This is a genomic window from Rhodococcus parequi, assembly GCF_046042785.1.
Classification (GTDB): domain Bacteria; phylum Actinomycetota; class Actinomycetes; order Mycobacteriales; family Mycobacteriaceae; genus Prescottella; species Prescottella parequi.
On record NZ_JBDLNV010000010.1, the window covers coordinates 119,937 to 138,904 of the forward strand.

20 protein-coding genes are annotated in these 18,968 nt (G+C 70.3%); 8 read left to right on the forward strand and 12 right to left on the reverse strand.

Annotated elements, in window-relative coordinates:
* Position 1: 1 nt before the first annotated feature.
* Genes rimM through rpsP form a run of 3 tightly spaced genes read right to left on the reverse strand, consistent with a single transcriptional unit; the run spans position 2 to position 1,260 of the window.
* The gene (gene rimM, locus ABEU20_RS24005; protein ID WP_420166891.1) at positions 2-568 is read right to left on the reverse strand and encodes a ribosome maturation factor RimM; all 567 of its coding nucleotides are present in this window, start codon (positions 566-568) and stop codon (positions 2-4) included.
* A 6-nt stretch (positions 569-574) separates the two neighbouring features.
* Positions 575-817: an RNA-binding protein gene (locus tag ABEU20_RS24010; RefSeq protein WP_280761037.1), complete on the reverse strand. Its 243-nt coding sequence runs from the start codon at positions 815-817 to the stop codon at positions 575-577.
* Positions 817-1,260, reverse strand: a complete 444-nt coding sequence (gene rpsP, locus ABEU20_RS24015) for a 30S ribosomal protein S16 (protein ID WP_420166892.1) — start codon at positions 1,258-1,260, stop codon at positions 817-819. Before rpsP ends, ABEU20_RS24010 begins: the two co-directional genes overlap by 1 nt.
* Before the next feature lie 266 nt (positions 1,261-1,526).
* Here rpsP and ABEU20_RS24020 point away from each other — a divergent pair, with 266 nt between their 5' ends.
* Entirely contained in the window at positions 1,527-1,928 is a 402-nt protein-coding gene (locus tag ABEU20_RS24020) for a transcriptional regulator (RefSeq protein ID WP_420166893.1), read from the forward strand.
* Complete coding sequence (locus ABEU20_RS24025; protein WP_420166894.1) at positions 1,925-2,305, forward strand: DUF3817 domain-containing protein; 381 nt, start codon at positions 1,925-1,927, stop codon at positions 2,303-2,305. Before ABEU20_RS24020 ends, ABEU20_RS24025 begins: the two co-directional genes overlap by 4 nt.
* Before the next feature lie 81 nt (positions 2,306-2,386).
* On the opposite strand, the gene rdgB is transcribed toward ABEU20_RS24025, so the two are convergent.
* The 7 genes from rdgB to clpS form a co-directional block, all read right to left on the reverse strand.
* Entirely contained in the window at positions 2,387-2,998 is a 612-nt protein-coding gene (rdgB, locus tag ABEU20_RS24030; RefSeq protein WP_420166895.1) for an RdgB/HAM1 family non-canonical purine NTP pyrophosphatase, read from the reverse strand.
* On the reverse strand, positions 2,995-3,777 hold the full coding sequence (gene rph, locus ABEU20_RS24035; protein WP_420166896.1) for a ribonuclease PH: 783 nt from the start codon (positions 3,775-3,777) through the stop codon (positions 2,995-2,997). Before rph ends, rdgB begins: the two co-directional genes overlap by 4 nt.
* 20 nt (positions 3,778-3,797) lie before the next feature.
* Positions 3,798-4,556, reverse strand: a complete 759-nt coding sequence (locus tag ABEU20_RS24040; protein ID WP_420166897.1) for a cyclic nucleotide-degrading phosphodiesterase — start codon at positions 4,554-4,556, stop codon at positions 3,798-3,800.
* 124 nt (positions 4,557-4,680) lie between these two features.
* Entirely contained in the window at positions 4,681-5,340 is a 660-nt protein-coding gene (locus tag ABEU20_RS24045; RefSeq protein WP_420166898.1) for a rhomboid family intramembrane serine protease, read from the reverse strand.
* A gap of 56 nt (positions 5,341-5,396) precedes the next feature.
* A complete protein-coding gene (locus ABEU20_RS24050) occupies positions 5,397-6,485 on the reverse strand; it encodes a P1 family peptidase (RefSeq protein WP_420166899.1) in 1,089 nt (362 codons plus the stop codon).
* Complete coding sequence (gene aosR / locus ABEU20_RS24055) at positions 6,482-7,057, reverse strand: oxidative stress transcriptional regulator AosR (RefSeq protein WP_420166900.1); 576 nt, start codon at positions 7,055-7,057, stop codon at positions 6,482-6,484. Before aosR ends, ABEU20_RS24050 begins: the two co-directional genes overlap by 4 nt.
* A gap of 48 nt (positions 7,058-7,105) precedes the next feature.
* A complete protein-coding gene (gene clpS / locus ABEU20_RS24060; protein ID WP_420166901.1) occupies positions 7,106-7,462 on the reverse strand; it encodes an ATP-dependent Clp protease adapter ClpS in 357 nt (118 codons plus the stop codon).
* 70 nt (positions 7,463-7,532) lie between these two features.
* Here clpS and ABEU20_RS24065 point away from each other — a divergent pair, with 70 nt between their 5' ends.
* Genes ABEU20_RS24065 through gabT form a run of 6 tightly spaced genes read left to right on the forward strand, consistent with a single transcriptional unit; the run spans position 7,533 to position 15,562 of the window.
* A complete protein-coding gene (locus ABEU20_RS24065; protein ID WP_420166902.1) occupies positions 7,533-8,909 on the forward strand; it encodes a nicotinate phosphoribosyltransferase in 1,377 nt (458 codons plus the stop codon).
* Positions 8,909-9,484: a nicotinamidase gene (locus ABEU20_RS24070; protein ID WP_420166903.1), complete on the forward strand. Its 576-nt coding sequence runs from the start codon at positions 8,909-8,911 to the stop codon at positions 9,482-9,484. The genes ABEU20_RS24065 and ABEU20_RS24070 overlap by 1 nt, the downstream gene beginning before the upstream one ends.
* Before the next feature lie 25 nt (positions 9,485-9,509).
* A complete protein-coding gene (locus tag ABEU20_RS24075; RefSeq protein WP_420166904.1) occupies positions 9,510-11,567 on the forward strand; it encodes an ATP-dependent DNA helicase in 2,058 nt (685 codons plus the stop codon).
* Positions 11,568-11,624: 57 nt separating this feature from the next.
* The gene (locus tag ABEU20_RS24080) at positions 11,625-12,545 is read left to right on the forward strand and encodes an ABC transporter ATP-binding protein (protein ID WP_420166905.1); all 921 of its coding nucleotides are present in this window, start codon (positions 11,625-11,627) and stop codon (positions 12,543-12,545) included.
* On the forward strand, positions 12,542-14,191 hold the full coding sequence (locus ABEU20_RS24085) for an ABC transporter permease (RefSeq protein ID WP_420166906.1): 1,650 nt from the start codon (positions 12,542-12,544) through the stop codon (positions 14,189-14,191). The genes ABEU20_RS24080 and ABEU20_RS24085 overlap by 4 nt, the downstream gene beginning before the upstream one ends.
* An 18-nt stretch (positions 14,192-14,209) precedes the next feature.
* Entirely contained in the window at positions 14,210-15,562 is a 1,353-nt protein-coding gene (gene gabT / locus ABEU20_RS24090; RefSeq protein ID WP_420166907.1) for a 4-aminobutyrate--2-oxoglutarate transaminase, read from the forward strand.
* Positions 15,563-15,625: 63 nt separating this feature from the next.
* Here gabT and glgP read toward each other — a convergent pair whose 3' ends face one another.
* Positions 15,626-18,223 carry an alpha-glucan family phosphorylase gene (gene glgP / locus ABEU20_RS24095; RefSeq protein ID WP_420166908.1) on the reverse strand — a complete coding sequence of 866 codons (2,598 nt, stop codon included), beginning with the start codon at positions 18,221-18,223 and terminating at the stop codon, positions 15,626-15,628.
* Positions 18,224-18,288: 65 nt separating this feature from the next.
* A complete protein-coding gene (locus ABEU20_RS24100) occupies positions 18,289-18,897 on the reverse strand; it encodes a DUF1109 domain-containing protein (RefSeq protein ID WP_420166909.1) in 609 nt (202 codons plus the stop codon).
* Positions 18,898-18,968: the final 71 nt, after the last annotated feature.

Consider the following 18,968-nt stretch of genomic DNA (forward strand, 5'->3'; position numbering starts at 1 on the left):
GTCACTCCTCGTTGCGGCTGTCGCCGAAGTCCGGGTCCAGCAAGCCTTCCGGCGGGTCGATCTCGATGACGCCGTCGGCGATCGAGATCGTCGGCACGATGGCGGTGACGAACGGCACCAGCAGTTCACCGGACGTCTCGCCCGCGCGCCGAATGGAGAGCAGTTCGCCTGCCGCGGAATGCAATACCTCGATCACGGTGCCGACGGGCGTACCGGCGTCGGGGCGGCCGGCGGCCATCCGCACGGTCAGGCCCGCGAGCTCGTGGTCGTAGAACTCGTCCGGATCGTCGGACGGGGTGAGATCAGCGGTGTCGATCACGAAGAGCGTGCCGCGCAGATTGTCGGCGGCGGTGCGATCGGCTACGCCGTCGAGGCGCAGCAGAAGCCGCCCGGAATGCTCCCGGGCGGCTTCCACCGTGTATGTGTGCAGCTTGTCCTCGCGCGGCTTGCGGCCACGCAGTTCGACACCGACAGCGAAGCGCTCCTCGGGTTCGTCGGTGCGAACCTCGACGACCAGCTCTCCCTTGATGCCGTGCGACTTGGCGACGCGGCCTACGACGAGTTCCACTGCGTCCTACAGGTCGGTGTCGACGACGTCGACGCGGATCCCACGGCCTCCGATGCCGGAGACGAGGGTCCGCAGGGCGGTCGCGGTACGACCACCGCGACCGATCACCTTCCCGAGGTCGTCGGGGTGCACGTGCACCTCGACGGTGCGTCCCCGACGCCCCGTGATCAGCTCGACGCGAACGTCGTCGGGGTTGGCGACGATTCCCCGGACGAGATGATCGACGGCATCGGCGACAACGGCGCTCATTACTCGGCAGCCTCGGTGGACTCGGCGGCAGGAGCCTCAGCCTCTGCGTCCTTGGCGGCCTTCTTCTTCTTGGGGGTGATGGCCTCGGCGGCCGGCTCGTTCTCGGCCTGCGCCAGCGCAGCCTGGAACAGCTCCAGCTTGCTGGGCTTGGCTTCCTTGGTCTTCAGGGTGCCCTCGGTGCCCGGCAGGCCCTTGAACTTCTGCCAGTCACCCGTGATCTTGAGCAGGGCCTCGACCGGCTCGGTCGGCTGCGCGCCGACACCCAGCCAGTACTGAGCGCGCTCCGAATCGATCTCGATCAGCGACGGCTCTTCCTTCGGGTGGTACTTGCCGATGGTCTCGATCGCACGGCCGTTGCGGCGGGTACGAGAGTCCGCGACGATGATCCGGTACTGCGGGTTGCGGATCTTGCCGAGGCGGGTGAGCTTGATCTTGACAGCCATGAGCTGTGTTTCTCCTTCAGTGCGCACAGCAGTGCACACGTGTCACGTGCAATTCGGCGACCCACCAGAATGGTGAGCCCGGTTTTGCCTCTCTCCTGTGACCGTCGCGCGGTACGTAACCGGATGCGACGAACAGCGGTTCATTCTGCCAGACGACCCGCCGGGAACGGAAACGCAGGCCACGCGACCGCTGCGCTGCAGCTCAGGTGACCGGAACCACCCAGCACCCCTACGGCGCCGCACGCCGCCTCGGGTACCGTCGAAGTGTGGCCCGAACTCGTCGAAAGAGCCGGCCGGCACTGATCGTGCTGGTCGTCGTCGCATCCCTCGGATGCCTGGCGCTGGGCTGGTGGCAGTGGATGCGATTCGAATCGGTCGGCGGCACCGGCCAGAACCTCGGTTACGCGTTCCAGTGGCCACTCTTCGCCGCGTTCGTCGTGTACGCCTACCGACGCTTCGTGCAGCTCGAGGACGGCGACGCCGACGGCTCCGAATCGGGTACGACGGCCGCCGAACCGACCGAGGTCCCCGAGGGACTGCTCCCGGAACGCCCGAAGGCCGCCACCGACGACACGGATCTCGACGACTCCGACGCCCGGCAGATGCTCGAGTACAACGATTACCTCGCCGAGCTCTCCGCTCGCGAGCCCGATAGGAGCGACAAGTGAGCGGCGCCGCCGACGAGACCACCCCCCAGCAGACCGCAACCGCAGCGGCGCCCACGCAGCAGGACAACAAGAAGATCGCGTCGGCCCTGCTGCGTTACCGCGTTCTCGCCTACGCGACCGGTATCTGGCTGCTCGTCCTCACGGCCGAGATGGTCGCGAAGTACATCTTCAGCGTCGACAACCTCCCGACGTGGATCGCGATCGTCCACGGCTGGGTGTACTTCGTGTACCTGATCCTCACCATCGACCTCGCGGTCAAGGTGCGCTGGCCCGCAGGCCGCACGGTGGGCACGCTGCTCGCCGGCACCATCCCGTTCCTGTCGTTCTTCGTCGAGCACTGGCGCACCCAGCAGGTCAAGAAGGACTTCGGCGTCTGAGCGGTTCCGCCGCACCTGTCGACGCGAAGGGCCCGTCCGAGCGATTCGGACGGGCCCTTCGCGGTTCTGCAGCGTGCGCGGCTAGCCGCGGGCCAGCTCCGCCAGTGCGGGCACCAACTGGGCCAGCGCGCGGCCGCGGTGCGACGCGGCGTCCTTCTCCTGCGGCGACAGCTCCGCCGACGTCCGCTGTTCGCCCTCGGGCTCGAAGACGGGGTCGTAGCCGAACCCGTTGTCTCCGCGCGGCTCGCGAACGATCCGCCCGCGCCACTCGCCGCGCACGACGACGGTGTCCTGCCCGGGGATCGCGAGCGCGCACGCGGACACGAATGCCGCGCCGCGCCGCTCGTCGGGCACGTCCGCCAGCTGACCGAGCAGCAGCGCGGTGTTGGCGTCGTCGTCGCCGTGACGACCGCTCCAGCGGGCCGACAGCACGCCCGGCATCCCGTTCAACGCGTCGACCTCGAGTCCGGAGTCGTCGGCGACGCACGGCAGCCCGGTGGCAGCCGCACCGTCGACGGCCTTGACGATCGCGTTGGCCTCGAACGTCGCGCCGGTCTCCGGGGTCTCGGGAAATTCCGGTACCTCGTCGAGGCCGATCACCTCGAGACCGTCGATGCCGGCGGCCGCGAGCACCCGACGAAGCTCACCGAGCTTCTTGGCGTTGCGGCTGGCGACGAGGATCTTCCCACTCAACTGCCGAACGCCTTCTTCTTGGGCTCGGTCGCTTCGGGCAGCACGCCGGGGTACGGCTCGGCGAGCGCCGCCTGCTGGATCGCGAACAGCTGCTCGCAGCCGGCGAGCGCCGAGTCGAGCAGCTTGTCGAGGGTCGAGCGCGGGAACGTCGCGCCCTCGCCGGTGCCCTGGATCTCGACCAGGGTGCCCGTGTCGGTCGCGACGACGTTCATGTCGACCTCGGCGCGGGAGTCCTCCTCGTACGGCAGGTCCAGCCGGACCCGGCCGTCGACGACGCCGACGCTGACCGCGGCGATGGCGCACGAGATCGGCTGCGGGTCCGCTAGGCGGCCCGCGGCGCGCAGATACGTCACGGCGTCGACGAGCGCGACGTACGCGCCGGTGATGGCGGCGGTGCGGGTTCCGCCATCGGCCTGCAGCACGTCGCAATCGATCGCGATGGTGTTCTCACCGATCGCGGCGAGGTCGATGCATGCGCGGAGCGAGCGGCCGACCAGCCGGCTGATCTCCTGCGTGCGGCCGCCTACCTTGCCCTTGACCGATTCGCGGCCGCTGCGGGTATGAGTTGCCGCGGGCAGCATCGCGTACTCGGCGGTGAGCCAGCCCAGTCCCGAACCCCTGCGCCAGCGCGGCACACCCTCCTCGACACTCGCGGTGCACATGACCCGCGTGTTGCCGAACTCGACCAGCACCGACCCTGCGGGATGGTTGGTGAAACCGCGGGTGATCCGAACCTCGCGGAGCTCGTCGTCCGTCCTACCGTCTTCTCGTGTCGTCACGACCGAGAGCCTAGTCGGGGTCAGATGGTGTAGACGTCCCCGGCCGACACCGCGTGCACCGGTCCGGAGAACTCGGCCTTCGCCTCGGCGATGACGTCCTCGCGAGACGTCCACGGCGGGATGTGGGTGAGCAGCAGTTCGCCGACGCCCGCGCGGGCGGCGACCTGGCCGGCCTCGGTGCCGGACAGGTGGATGCCCTCGGGGCGGTCCGGGCTGTGCGTCCACGACGCCTCGGACAGCAGCACGTCCGCGTCCCGGGCGAGATCGACGACGGCGTCGCACATGCCGGTGTCACCGGTGTACGCGAGGACGCGGCCGGCCTTGCTGGTGACGCGGAAGCCGTACGACTCGGGCGGATGGTTCACGCTCCACGCCTGCACGGAAATCTCGCCGATCTCCGCGACGTGCCCGTCGGACCAGCTGCGCAGGTCGATGGTGTCGGATATGTCGTCGAGTTCCCCGCCGCACTCGGCGGAGGCGACCCCGATGCGGCATGCGCTGTCGGTGGGGCCGTAGACGACGGCCCTGCCGCTCGGCGGGGTGGGATGGTAGCGCCGCCACACCAGCAGACCCGGCATGTCGAGGCAATGGTCGGCGTGCAGGTGCGACAACAGGATCGTGGCCTCACCGGGATCGGCGTACTTCTGCAGGGCACCGAGGACACCGGGGCCGAAATCCATGACGACCGGAGGAGTGCCGGGAGCGGTCAACAAGTAGCCCGAAGCAGCCGAGTCGGGTCCGGAGACGCTGCCCGAACATCCCAGGACCGTAATGCGCATGCAAACTATGCTGCCACGCGTACCCGGATCTCAAAAAGCTTCGGGCACTTTCGGCAGCGTCAACTCACATCCGTCGCCCGATTGTGATGCGCCGATGCGCTGGTCGGGGGGTGTGACGGTCGAGTCAGCGCAGTGGTCGCACGGCGCCCTGGGAACCGATCGCCCCGGCCGACGACGCGCCCTTCCGCCGAGCATCCGCGGACAGGACCCACGCGGCCACGACACCACCGATCGCACCGAACAGGTGGCCCTGCCACGAGATCCCGTACTGCCCGGGGAGCACGCCCCACAGCATCCCGCCGTACACGAACAGCACCACCACACCGAGCACGATCTGTCCGAAACTCCGCGTGAAGATGCCGCGCACCAGAAGGAACGTGAGCCAGCCGAACACCAGCACCGACGCTCCGAGGTGCGCGGAGCCGGTACCACCGGTGAGCCACGTACCGACACCGCCGATCACCCAGATGATCCCGGTGGCGGCGAGGCCGCGGCCGATGCCGGACATCAGCACAAGGAATCCGAGGATCAGCAGCGGCACCGTGTTGGCCAGCAGGTGTCCCCAGCCGTAGTGCAGCACGGGCGCGAACAGGATTCCCCACAGCCCGTCGAGCGTGCGCGGTTCGATCCCCCACTGGTCCAGCGGATTGCGGGGCGCGATCGTGTCGAAGGCCTCCAGCACGTACAGGACGACCGCGAATCCGCCGATGGTCGTGGCGGCCCGCTGCCAGAGCGGGCGCGGGACACGGGGTGGGCGCACGCGCACTTCGGATCCGGTGGTCACGGATCGAGCGTACCGATGACCACCGACCGACGGCCGGTGTCGAACGGTCCCGTCCGCTAGCCGGAGGTCCCGAACGCCGACGGGAACACGTCACGGTAGCCGGGGATGCCCGCGACGGTGGTGGCCGCGAGGATCGCGTCGACGATCGCCCGCTCGACGCACTGCGCGGCCGCGGTGCACACCGCGTCCAGGATCGGCAGTTCACCCGGGAACGCCGCGGGCACGCCGTCCGGCAACGGGGTCTCGTGAGTTCCGGTGGCGAGGGCGAAGATGGTGTCGCCGTCGAGCGGTGAGTGCGCGGGTCGGATCGCGCGGGCCATGCCGTCGTGGCCGGCGACCGCAACCCGGCGGCACGACGCCTTCGACAGCTTCGCGTCGGTGGCGACGACGCCGATCGTGGTGTTGAGCACGGTGGCCTTCTCGGCGAGCGCGTTCGCGGCGGCGAGTTCGTCGGACGACGGCAGGCTCATGCCGCGCCGCTCGGCGTCCGCGAGCGACAACCCCCACGGCAGGCCCGTCTCCGGATCCCACACCGAGCCCACCGGGTTGGCCACCAGGAGGGCCGACACCGTGATGCCGTCGGCCGGTCCGCCCTCGATGACGGCGCTGGCGGTGCCGACGCCGCCCTTGAGCACACCGGCTCGGGCGCCGGTTCCGGCGCCGACGCAGCCGGTCGCGACGGTCGTGGCGGCGCGGTCCGCGGCCCGGTAACCGAATTCGGCGGTGGGCCGGATCCGCCAGTCGCCGACCGGCAGATCGAAGACGACCGCTCCGGGCACGATCGGGACGACCTGCCCCGGCGCCCCCATCGGGATGCCGTGCTCGTGCTCCTCGAGCCACCGCATGACGCCGTCGGCGGCGGCCAGTCCGTACGCGCTGCCGCCGGACAGCAGCACCGCGTGCACCTGCTGCACCGAGTGGCTGGGATCGAGCAGATCCGTCTCGCGGGTGCCGGGGCCGCCGCCACGGACGTCGACGCCGGCCGTCGCGCCCGACGGCGCGAGGACCACGGTGCACCCGGTGGCTCCGCCCGACCCGAGGGTCGCGTCCGCGTCGAGCACGAAGTCGTGGCCGACGAGGACACCCGCCACGTCGCACAGCGAATCGGTCGGCCCGGTCCGGACCGACGTGCCGGGGGCAGTCACGCGATCAGCGCCTGGACGAGGGAGTCCTGCATCCACGTCAACCAGTGGTAGACGTCGTAGTGCGGGGCCCGCGGATCGTCCGGGTCCACCTCTTCGGGGCTGTCGGCATCGATGCCGAGATTGGTGCCGAGCGCGAGTCGGACGTCGTTGAGGCCGGCCAGCCACGCATCGGCCTGCTCGGGGGTGAGGACCACCTTGCCGCCCTCGACGGGCACGGTCTGCAGGATGACCGATCCGGCGGCGAGCTTGTCGTCGATGATGTCGGGCTCGTGCAGGCTGCGCAGCGCGCTGTTGACGTTGCCGCGTTCCGTGTCGTCGTCGGGCTTGTCCGGATCGCCGCGCTGGAAGTCCGGCAGCAGCCGGGCCAAGACCTCGTCCGACGGGGTTTCGGAATTGCCGGTGCGCAGCCCGGTGAGCGCGGCCAGTTCGTCGGTGGGCGCCGAGGCCGCACGTTCCTCGAGGAGCCCGGACACCGAGGTCACCAGAGACCTCAGCACCGCCGCCTCGTGGGCGTCCATCTCCGAACGCAGTTTCAGTCCGCCGAGCGAGTTCTTCCTGGTCCAAGTCCGCACGTCTGTACCCGGGATCCTTACCGTCGAGAGGGATGGATGGAGATGCGTCTAGCTGCTGTCGCGCTGCATCGTCGCCCACAGGCCGGCGGCGTGAAGCTTCCGAACGTCGTTCTCGACTTTATCGCGGGAACCGCTGGATACGACCGCTTTTCCTTCTTTGTGAACCTGCATCATCAGATCCGTCGCCTTGGCTTTGCTGTAGCCGAAGAGCTTCTGGAAGATGTAGGTCACGTAGTGCATGAGGTTGACCGGGTCGTCCCACACGACGGTCACCCAGGGACGATCCTGCGCCTCGGTCATCTCCTCGATCTCGGCCTCCGCGGGCGAGACCTGGGGCGCTGCAGCGGGCATCTTGCCGACCGGGAGCGTGGTCGGGAGAGTCGTCATTGTGGAACACGGCGCCATGGGTCCAGGGTACGGCGTAGCCATCGAACCCGACACCCGCGCCCGGGGCCCGAATCGTAGAGTTGGCCGTGTGGCAACCGTTCCCGCACCTCGCGCCTCCGACATCGGCTCCGACGCGTCCAGCACGGCCCTTCTCACAGACCAGTACGAGCTGACGATGCTCGAGGCGGCCCTCGCGGACGGTTCCGCGCACCGGCAGTGCAGCTTCGAGGTGTTCGCCCGCCGGCTCCCCGACGGCCGCCGGTACGGCGTGGTCGCGGGCATGGGACGCATCGTGGACGCCGTGGCGCGCTTCAGCTTCGGCGAACCGGAACTCGCCGTCGTCGCGCGCTTCCTCGACGATGCGACGGTGCAGTGGTTGCGGGACTTCCGGTTCTCGGGCGACATCGACGGCTACCGCGAGGGCGAGCTGTACTTCCCCGGATCGCCGATCCTCTCGGTCCGAGGAACGTTTGCCGAATGTGTCCTGCTCGAGACGCTCGTGTTGTCGATCCTCAACCACGACAGCGCGATCGCGTCGGCCGCCGCTCGCATGGTCAGCGCGGCAGACGGACGCCGGATGATCGAGATGGGCTCGCGCCGCGCGCACGAGGAGTCCGCGGTGGCGTGTGCCCGCGCCGCGTATCTCGCGGGTTTCGACGCCACGTCCAATCTCGAGGCGGTGCGCCGGCACGGCGTTCCCGGAGCCGGCACCAGCGCGCACGCCTTCACACTTCTGCACACCCGCGACGGTGTGCCGGACGAGGTGGCCGCGTTCCGAGCGCAGGTGGCGGCGCTCGGCGTCGGCACGACGCTGCTCGTCGACACCTACGACATCACGTGCGGCGTCGAGAATGCCGTGGCGGCGGCCGGTACCGGTCTCGGGGGTGTGCGGATCGATTCGGGTGACCTGGGTGTGCTCGCGCGTCAGGTCCGCGCGCAGCTGGACGGTCTCGGGGCGACGGGTACCCGGATCGTGGTGTCGGGCGACCTGGACGAGTACGCGATCGCCGCGCTGCGGGCCGAACCCGTCGACTCGTACGGCGTCGGGACGTCGCTGGTGACGGGATCCGGCGCACCGACAGCGGGGATGGTCTACAAACTCGTCGAGGTCGAGGGCGTCCCGGTCGAGAAGCGCAGCAGCCACAAGCAGTCCCGCGGCGGGACCAAACGCGCCGTGCGCCTGAGCCGCGCGTCCGGCACCGTCGTCGAGGAGGTGCTGTACCGGGCGGGTGCGCCGGTCCCGGACGCCGCCGACCTCGAGGCGCGCGAGTTGCTGATCCCGATGGTGCGCGGGGGCAGCGTCGTCGACGACCTCCCGACCCTCGACGACGCCCGGGCCCTTCTCGCCCGCAACCTGGTGAGCCTGCCGTGGGAAGGGCTCAAGCTGTCGCACGGCGAACCGGCCGTGCCCACCCGATTCGCGGGGTCGGTCGAGCCGATCGGGACCGGAGAGGGGTGGCGATAGTGCCCGGACGCGCCCTGATCGTCACCGACGTCCAGAACGACTTCTGCGAGGGCGGCTCGCTGGCCGTCACCGGCGGCGCGACGGTCGCCGCCGACATCAACGGTCTCCTCGTCGGGCACGGGTACGCCGCGATCGTCGCCACCCGTGATCACCACGTCGACCCCGGCGGGCATTTCTCGGACGAGCCGGACTTCGTCGACACCTGGCCGCCGCACTGCGTCGCCGGGACGCCGGGCGCCGAGTTCCATCCGGCGCTCCGGACGGCGCCGATCGAGGAGGTGTTCTCGAAGGGCGAGCACAGCGCGGCGTACTCGGGCTTCGAGGGCGTGTCGCGGTCGGGTGAGTTTCTCGCCGACTGGCTGCGCCGCCACGACATCGACGCCGTCGACGTCGTCGGGATCGCGACCGACCACTGTGTCCGGGCGACCGCGCTGGACGCCGCCTCCGAAGGCTTCCGCACCCGGGTACTGCTCCCCTTCACCGCGGGCGTGTCGCCGGTCACCGTCGAAGCGGCGCTGGTCGAGCTGGACGCGGCGGGCGTCGAACTCGTGGGGCAGGTCGCCGACCGGAGTTGACGGTGCCGGGCAGTACCCTGTTGCGGTGTCCCGTGAGCTGCCGAACGTGCCCGATCTCCTCAAGCTCGCGGTGCGCTCCCTCGGCGGCAAGGAACGCCAGAACCAGCTCACCATGGCCTCCGCCGTCGCGCACTCGATCGACACCGGCGAGCACCTCGCCGTGCAGGCCGGCACCGGCACCGGCAAGTCGCTCGCATATCTCGTCCCCAGCGTCCGGCACGCCGTCGAGTCCGGGCGCACGGTCGTCGTGTCGACCGCGACCATCGCGCTGCAGCGTCAGTTGGTGGATCGCGACATGCCCCGGCTCGCGGAGGCGTTGAAGCCCGCGCTGGGACGTCTTCCCCGGTTCGCGATCCTCAAGGGCCGCGGGAACTACCTGTGCATGAACAAGATCCACACCGGGATGGCGCAGGACGATCCACCGGACGCGGAGCTGTTCGACGCCTTCGCGGTCTCCCGGCTCGGCCGCGAGGTCCAGCGGCTCACCAAGTGGTCCTCCGACACCGAGACCGGCGATCGCGACGACCTCGTGCCCGGCGTGAGCGACCATGCCTGGCGGCAGGTCAGCGTCAGCGCCCGCGAGTGTCTGGGCAAGTCCCGCTGCCCCGTCGGCGAGGACTGTTTCGCCGAACGGGCCCGCGCGGAGGCCGCTCAGGTGGATGTCGTGGTCACCAATCACGCGATGCTGGCGATCGACGCGATCTCCGGGATCGCGGTGCTGCCCGAACACGATGTCGTCGTCATCGACGAGGCCCACGAACTCGTCGACCGTGTCACCGGCGTGGCGACCGCGGAGTTGGCGGCTTCGGCCATCAGTGGCGCCGCCCGCCGCGCCGTCAAGCTCGTCGAGGAGCAGGACGTCGACCGACTCGAGGCCGCCTCGGAGGGTTGGGCGGATCTGCTCGAGGAGTTGCCGGCGGGCCGCTGGGACGCGCTGCCCGACGGCGTCGGCATGGCGTTGGCCGCCGTCCGCGACGCCGCGTGGAACGTGCGCACCGCGATCGGTCCCGCCAAGCCGGGCATGGCTGCCGCCGACCCGGAGGCCGCGGCGGCGCGCAACGCCGCACTGTCGGCGATCGACGAGATCCACGACAGCGCGGTCCGGGTTCTCACCGCGTTCGACGAACCCGACCCGGCCAAGCGCAAGGACGTGGTGTGGCTGTCGGTCGAAGAGAACCGCGGCAACGTCCGCCGAGTGGTGCGCATGGCGCCACTGTCGGTGGGCGGGTTGCTGCGGGCAAGTCTGTTCGCCGAGTCGACGGTGGTTCTCACGTCGGCCACGCTGACCGTCGGCGGCTCGTTCGACGGCCTCGCGGTCAACTGGGGTCTGCCGCCGGAGTCGCCGGCACGCAGCGACACTGCCACCGCGACCGGCAAGGAGGCGCCGTCGGATGCCGGTCCGCTGCGCTGGAATTCGCTCGACGTCGGGTCACCGTTCGACCACGCCAAGTCCGGCATCCTGTACGTCGCCCGGCATCTGCCGCCGCCCGGACGGGACGGCCTGTCCCCCGCGTTCATGGACGAGATCGAGGAACTGGTGACCGCGGCCGGCGGCCGCACGCTGGGCCTGTTCTCGTCGATGCGGGCCGCGAAGGCCGCCGCCGAGGAGATGCGCGGACGTCTCGACGTGCCGATCCTGTGCCAGGGTGACGACGCGACCGGCACGCTGGTGAAGAAGTTTTCCGAGGACGAACCGACGACACTGTTCGGCACGCTGTCGCTGTGGCAGGGCGTCGACGTGCCCGGGCCGTCGCTGAGTCTGGTGATCCTCGACCGCATCCCGTTCCCCCGCCCCGACGACCCGTTGTTGGTGGCCCGTCAGCAGGCGGTGGAATCGCGCGGCGGCAACGGATTCCTGTCCGTGGCCGCGAATCATGCCGCGCTGCTGCTCGCGCAGGGCGTCGGTCGTCTGCTGCGCAGCACCGACGACAAGGGTGTGGTCGCGATCCTCGACTCGCGTCTGGCCACCGCCCGGTACGGCGGCTACCTGCGCGCGTCGCTGCCGCCGTTCTGGGAGACGGCCGATCCGAAGGTGGTGCGGCAGGCCCTCGCACGGATCGCGGCGTCCCGGCCGTCGAGCTGACGCCGGGCTGTCCCCGAAACCCGGTCGGGCCGACGCCCGTCGTCCTATGCTCGGGCGATGGACCCGGTGATCTCGGTTCGCGGACTCACCAAGCGCTTCGGTGACGTCCATGCCCTGGACGGCCTCGATCTCGAGGTCGCGCCCGGCGAGGTCCACGGGTTCCTCGGTCCCAACGGTTCCGGCAAGTCCACCACCATCCGGGTGCTGCTCGGTCTGCTGCGCGCGGACGGCGGCGACGTCTCGGTTCTCGGCGCGGATCCGTGGCGCGACGCCGTCAGCCTGCACCGGCACCTCACCTACGTGCCCGGCGACGTGAATCTGTGGCCCAATCTCACCGGTGGTGAGGCGATCGACCTGTTCGGACGGCTGCGCGGCGGCCTCGACGACAGACGTCGTCAGGAGTTGATGGAACGCTTCGAACTCGATCCCACCCGCAAGGGCCGAACGTACTCGAAGGGCAACCGGCAGAAGGTGGCGCTGGTGGCGGCGCTGGCCGCGGACGCCCAGTTGCTGATCCTGGACGAACCGACGTCCGGCCTGGATCCGCTGATGGAGGCGGTGTTCCAGCAGTGCATCGGCGAGGCGGCGCGGGAGGGGCGCACGATCCTGCTGTCGAGTCACATCCTCGCCGAGGTGGAGTCGCTGTGCGAGGTGGTGACGATCATCCGCGCGGGCCGGACGGTGCAGAGCGGAACCCTCACCGAACTGCGGCACCTCACGCGCACCACGGTCACGGCCAGCACCCGCCGCTCCCCCGACGGACTCGCCGCGGTGCCCGGCGTGCACAACGTGAAGGCGGTCGACGACCAGGACAACGGTGTCACGTTCGACGTGGACTCCGAACATCTCGACGCGGTGATGTCGACGCTCGCCGGCCTCGGGGTCGTCACGATCACCGCGAATCCGCCGACGCTCGAGGACCTGTTCCTGCGCGAGTACAGCGACGAGTTCGATTCGCTGGGCATCGAGCGGCGATGACGGCGCAGGCCCCGGCGCTCGAGCGGACCGTGCGGCCCGCCGACGCGTCCACCTCCGATCCGCTCGCGGGCACGTGGACACTGACCCGGCTGGCGCTGCGGGTCGACCGGATCCGGCTGCCGGCGTGGGTGATCGCGGTCGGCGGATCCACGGTGCTGTTGGCGTCCAGCTACCAGAACCTTTACCCCACTGCCGAGTCGCGCCAGGCGCGCGCGGCGCTGATCGAATCACCCGCCGCGACCGCGCTCGCCGGGCCGGGCTACGGGTTGTCGGACTACACGCTCGGCGCGATGGTCGCCAACGAGATCGCGGGCATGACGATGATCGCCGTCGCGATCATGTCGGTGCTGCTCGTGACGCTGCACCTGCGCACCGAGGAGGAGACCGGACGCGCCGAGATGCTGCGCTCGGGCGTCGTCGGGCGGTTCGCACCGATCACGTCGGGTCTCGCGGTGGTACTGCTGGCGAACCTGTCGATCGGACTCGTCCTGGGCCTCGGACTCACCGCCGTCGGGCTGCCGGCGCTGGGGTCGTGGAACCTCGCCGTGGGCGTCTTCATGGTGGGGCTCGCGTTCGGCGCGACGTCGGCGTTGTTCTCCCAGGTCACCGAGCATGCCCGCACCGCAAGCGGATTGGGGCTCGTGGCGGTGGCCGTCGCCTACCTGCTGCGCGCGATCGGCGACGTCCGCGCCAAGGAAGACGGCAGCGTGTGGTCGTGGCTGTCGCCCATCGGCTGGGCGCAGTCCACGCGCGCCTACGTCGACGAGCGATGGTGGCCGCTGCTGCTCGGGCTCGCGGCGGTGGTCGTCGGCGTCGTGCTCGCATACCTGGTGGTGGGCCGACGCGACGTCGGGGCGGGGCTGGTCGCACCCCGCGGCGGCCGGCCGCGCGCGAGTGGCGCGCTGACCGGAATCACGGCACTGACGGTGCGGATGCAGCGCAATCAGATCGCCGCGTGGGCCATCGGGGTCGCGGCGCTGGCCTTCCCCATCGGCGCGCTGGGCCAGCAGGTGGCGGACTTTGTCAACCAGGATCCTCGGCTGGCCGACCTGCTACCGGGCGGGGAGGGTAATGCGGCGCAGGGCGCGTTCGCGCTGTACCTGGTGTTCCTGGCGATCATGGCCTGCATGTACGCGATGACCGCGGTGCAGTCGGCCCGGGGCGAGGAGACGTCCGGACGCGCCGAGGACGTGCTCGCGAGCCCGGTGTCGCGGTGGCGCTGGCTCGGTGCGCAGCTCGTGGTGATCTGCGTCGCCACCTCCCTGATCGTGCTGGCCGCCGGGGCCGCGATGGGGATCACCGCGGCCGCGACGCTGCACGACGGCTCGATGTTCGGTCGGCTCGTCGGCTCGGCCGCGAACTTCCTGCCGGCGACGCTCACGGTGATCGCGCTGACCGCGGCGGTGTACGCGTGGTTCCCGCGACTGTTGGCGGTGGTGTGGGTGTACCTGGGCTACGCGCTGGTGATCGGGATGTTCCTCGAGGTGCTGCCCGACTGGACCGGCTGGGCGTCGCCGTTCCACTTCACCCCGAACCTGCCGGCCGACGACTTCGACATCGTCCCGCTGCTGGTGCTGCTTGTGATCGCGGCCGCGCTGTACGCGCTGGCGCTGGTCGGCTTCCGCCGCCGCGACATCCAGTCCTGACTCGCCCGGGAGGTCGCCGTGTCCGATATCGAGTACCGACTCCCCCAGCAGCTCCGGTTGCATACCGACCTTCCCGGGCCGCGGTCACTCGCCCTCGCGGCCCGTCGCCGTGCCGCGGTCGGTGCGTGCGTGGGATCGTCCGTCCCGGTGTACGCGGCGGACGCGGACGGCGGCGTCATCGTCGATGTGGACGGCAACTCGCTGATCGACTTCGGCTCGGGCATCGCCGTCACCGGGGCCGGGGCCTCCAACGCCGCGGTCGCCGCGGCGGTCCGGGAGCAGGCGGCGCGGTTCACGCACACGTGCTTCATGGTCACGCCCTACGAGGAGTACGTGGAGGTCTGCGAGCGCCTGATCGCGCTCGCTCCCGGCGAGCACGAGAAGCGGGCGGTGCTGTTCAACAGTGGCGCCGAGGCCGTGGAGAACGCAGTGAAGATCGCCCGGCACGCGACCGGTCGCGACGCCGTCGTCGCGTTCGACCATGCGTATCACGGCCGCACCAACCTGACGATGGCGCTGACGGCGAAGAACGTGCCGTACAAGGACGGCTTCGGCCCGTTCGTCCCCGAGGTGTACCGGATGCCGATGTCGTATCCGTTCCGCGAGCCACCGAATCCGGACGGCAGCGCGATGACCGGTGAGCAGGCCGCGCGGCGCGCAATCGACCTCATGGACAAGCAGATCGGGGCGCGCCGGATCGCGGCGATCGTCCTCGAGCCGATTCAGGGTGAGGGCGGTTTCATCCTGCCGGCGTCGGGCTTCGTCCCGACGCTGGTCGCGTGGGCCCGTGAGAGCGGAATCGTGTTCGTGGCCGACGAGGTCCAGACCGGATTCGCCCGGACCGGCGCCTGGTTCGCGTGCGAGCACGAGGAGGTGGTGCCGGATCTGATGACCCTCGCGAAAGGCATCGCGTCGGGCATGCCGCTGTCCGCGGTGGTCGGGCGCGCCGACCTGATCGACGAGGTGCACACCGGCGGACTCGGCGGCACGTACGGCGGGAACCCGGTGGCGTGCGCCGCCGCGCTGGCGACGCTCGACCAGATGCGCGACCTCGATCTCTGCGGGCGGGCGCGCCACATCGAGGAGCTTGCCCGGCCGCGACTGCACGCGCTCGCCGACGACGTCGACATCGTCGGCGAGGTCCGTGGCCGCGGCGCGATGCTGGCGCTCGAGTTCGTCCGCGCCGGCACCCACCAGCCGAACCCGGAGGCCACCAAGGAGATTGCGGCGCGGGCACTCGCGCGCGGCGTCGTCGTCCTCACGTGCGGCACCTACGGCAACATCATCCGGCTCCTGCCGCCGTTGGTGATCCCGGATGATCTCCTCGTCGCTGGACTGAACATTCTCGGTGCCGCCGTGCGTGCAAGCTGACGGCGGGTCCGGCCCGTAGCGTGTGGATCGTCTACCGGAGGGCCGAGGAACGCTGTGACCGCTCTACACGTACGGTGCCGCGACCAGCGCCAGCTCCGCGTCCGTCGCCAGCAGCCGGTGGTGCGGCAGAACCCGAACCGTGTACCCCACCGACCCGGACACCGGCAGCGGCGTGATGGCCTCGAACATGTCACCCAGCCCGTCGGTCCCGGTGTGCGCCATCGGCACGGTCGTGACGTCGGTGAGGTCGTCGTCGGGCCCTACGCGCCCGAGCACCGCCTGCACCACGACGTCCTGCGGTGACAGGCCGCCGAGGCGGACGAACGCGCGCAGCGACAGGTCGGCGCCGATCTCCGGGTCGTCGGGCAGTCCCGCGCTGTCGACCTGCGCCACCTGCACGCCCGGCCACGCCGCCTCCACACGCCGCCGGTACTCGGCCACCTCGCGGGCACCGGAGAAGTTGTCGGGCAGCACGTTCCGAGACGCGATCGCGGCCGGGGCGTAGTACTCGACGGCGTAGTCGCGCACCATGCGCGACGCCAACACCTTCGGCCCGAGGGTCTGCAGGGTGTGCCGCACCATCTCGACCCAGCGGGTCGGCACGTCCCCGTCACGGTCGTAGAACCGCGGCAGCACCGAGCGCTCCAACAGTTCGTACATCGCGGTGGCCTCGAGGTCGTCGCGGCGAACCTCGTCAACGACGCCGTCCGCGGTCGGAATTGCCCAGCCGTTCTCGCCGTCGAACATCTCGTCCCACCACCCGTCGCGGATGGAAAGGTTGAGGCCGCCGTTGAGCGCCGACTTCATGCCCGACGTCCCGCACGCCTCGAGCGGGCGCAGCGGGTTGTTGAGCCACACGTCGCAGCCCCAGTACAGGTAGCGCGCCATCGAGATGTCGTAGTCGGGCAGGAACACGATGCGGTGCCGCACGTCGTGTTGATCGGCGAACCGCACCACCTGCTGGATCAGCGCCTTGCCGCCCTCGTCGGCGGGGTGACTCTTGCCGGCCACCACCAACTGCACCGGACGCTCGTCGTCGAGCAGCAGCGCCTTCAACCGCTCCGGGTCGCGCAGCATCAGCGTCAACCGCTTGTACGTCGGCACCCGGCGGGCGAAGCCGACGGTGAGCACGTTCGGGTCGAACACCTCTGCGGTCCAGGACAGTTCGGCCTCGGTGGCGCCGCGTTCGAGCCACGACGCCCGGACGCGTCGGCGCACCTCGTCCACCAACTGCGCGCGCAGCGTGTTCCGGGTGGACCACAGCTCGGCCGGAGCGATCTCGCGCAGCCGCTCCCAGCCTCGAGCCTCCTCGAGCATGTCGGGCCCGACGAGGCGCCGCCCGAGGTCCATCCATTCGCGCGCCGCCCACGTCGGGGCGTGCACGCCGTTGGTGACCGACCCGATCGGCACCTCCGCGGCGTCGAAGCCGGGCCACAGCGACTCGAACATCTCCCGGCTCACCTCGCCGTGCAGCCGGGACACGCCGTTCGCGCGCTCGCCGAGACGCAGTCCCATGTGCGCCATGTTGAACACGCCCGGGTCGTTCTCGCCGCCCAACGCGAGGATTCGATCCACGGCCAGGCCGGGCAGTAGCGTCGACTCGCGCTCCCCCTCGTTGCCGCCGAAGTAGCGGCGCACGAGGTCCACCGGGAAGCGGTCGATGCCGGCCGGAACCGGAGTGTGGGTGGTGAACACGGTGCCGGCGCGGACCGCGGCGAGTGCGGCGTCGAAGTCCAGCCCGGGGCCGGTGATGAGTTCCCGGATGCGCTCGAGCCCGAGGAACCCGGCGTGCCCCTCGTTCATGTGGAACACCTCGGGGTCGGCGAGGCCGTGCGCGCGGGTGTAGGCGCGCACCGCGCGGACGCCGCCGATGCCGGCGAGGATCTCCTGTTTGATCCGGTGGTCCTGGTCGCCGCCGTAGAGCCGGTCCGTCACCGCCCGCAACTCCGGGTCGTTCTCCGCGATGTCCGAGTCGAGCAGCAGCAAGGGCACCCGCCCGACCTGGGCGATCCAGACCCGGGCCCGGAGCACCCGGCCACCCGGCATCGCGACGTGCACGAGCACCGGGGCGCCCTGTCCGCCGTCGCCCGCACTCTCGGTCAGCAGGCGCAGCGGCAGCCCCTGTGGATCGTGTGCCGGGTAGTGCTCGGCCTGCCAACCGTCGGCGGTGAGCGACTGCCGGAAGTAGCCGGACCGGTACAGCAGCCCGACGCCGACCAGCGGCAGGCCCAGATCCGACGCGGCCTTGAGGTGATCGCCGGCGAGGATGCCGAGGCCGCCGGAGTAATTCGGCAACACCTCGGTGACACCGAACTCCATCGAGAAGTAGGCGATGCCGGTGGCGAGTTCGGCGCCCTTGTCGAGCTGGTCCTGATACCAGCGCGGACGCGTCAGATAGTCGTCGAGGTCCGCTGCCGCGCCGTCGAGGTCGGCGAGGAACCCGGGGTCGGCGGCCAGTTCGTCGAGCCGATACGGATCCACTTCACCGAGCATGCGGACCGGGTCGTTCCGGACGGCGATCCACAGCTCGGGATCGATCGACGCGAACAGGTCCTGCGTCGGCGGATGCCACGACCATCGCAGATTGGTCGACAACGGCCCCAACGCCGCGAGACGCTCGGGTAGATGGGCACGGACGGTGAAACGACGCAGGGCTTTCACGCCGCGAACACTACCCATCTTCGGGCCCGAGGACGCGCCGAGTCGGGACACCTCCCGCACCGTGGTCACGTCCGCCAGGCGGCGGTGAATTCGTACCAGGGACCACCCAGGTGCGTCGCGGTGAAGTCGTCGAAACCTGCCGGCGGTCCGGCCGGTGAATAGGCCCACCCGGAACTGACCGTGATCCCCAGACCACCGGCTTCGACGAAATAGACCGCGCCACCGGCGTCCTTCCGTACGTAGTGGAAGTCGAAGCGGCCGATCTCTACCTCCGAACGCGATCGTTCGGGCCCGGCAAGGACTTCGAGCGCGACCCGTTCGAAATCCGGTCGCAGGTCGTCGAAGCTCGGCGGCGGGAAGAGGAGCGCACCGAAGACGGCTGCGATCACGATCGCGGGCGCAACCAGGACCCACCGGGACCGGCTCCGGTCCCGGCCCACGAAGTACAAGGTGCGGATCGCCCACACCAGGCCCGCGACGAGGAGGGCGAGGATCGCTGCGCCACCGAAGAGCAGCGGATCGGCCCACCGCGCGTCACCGAATCTCGACGGCCACCAGTCGTAATGGATACACACGAGCACACCGACGGCGACGCCCACGATCGCGGCGAGAATGCGGCCCGGCGGCTTGCTGTGCGCATCGGTGGCCTCGGCAGCGCCCTGCGACTCCCCCATGCAACGACGGTACCGGCGCGCACCGGGCCGCCTTGCGGTTCCGTCGGCGCCGTGAACGGTATTCGGGCCGA

Excerpts from the sequence above, each read along its gene's own strand:
- ABEU20_RS24100 (WP_420166909.1), bottom strand. The coding sequence starts at position 18,897 with ATGGGGGAGTCGCAGGGCGCTGCCGAGGCCACCGATGCGCACAGCAAG.
- clpS (WP_420166901.1), bottom strand. The coding sequence starts at position 7,462 with ATGGCGCCGTGTTCCACAATGACGACTCTCCCGACCACGCTCCCGGTC.
- ABEU20_RS24040 (WP_420166897.1), bottom strand. The coding sequence starts at position 4,556 with ATGCGCATTACGGTCCTGGGATGTTCGGGCAGCGTCTCCGGACCCGAC.
- ABEU20_RS24010 (WP_280761037.1), bottom strand. The coding sequence starts at position 817 with ATGAGCGCCGTTGTCGCCGATGCCGTCGATCATCTCGTCCGGGGAATC.
- ABEU20_RS24085 (WP_420166906.1), top strand. The coding sequence starts at position 12,542 with ATGACGGCGCAGGCCCCGGCGCTCGAGCGGACCGTGCGGCCCGCCGAC.
- ABEU20_RS24080 (WP_420166905.1), top strand. The coding sequence starts at position 11,625 with ATGGACCCGGTGATCTCGGTTCGCGGACTCACCAAGCGCTTCGGTGAC.
- rpsP (WP_420166892.1), bottom strand. The coding sequence starts at position 1,260 with ATGGCTGTCAAGATCAAGCTCACCCGCCTCGGCAAGATCCGCAACCCG.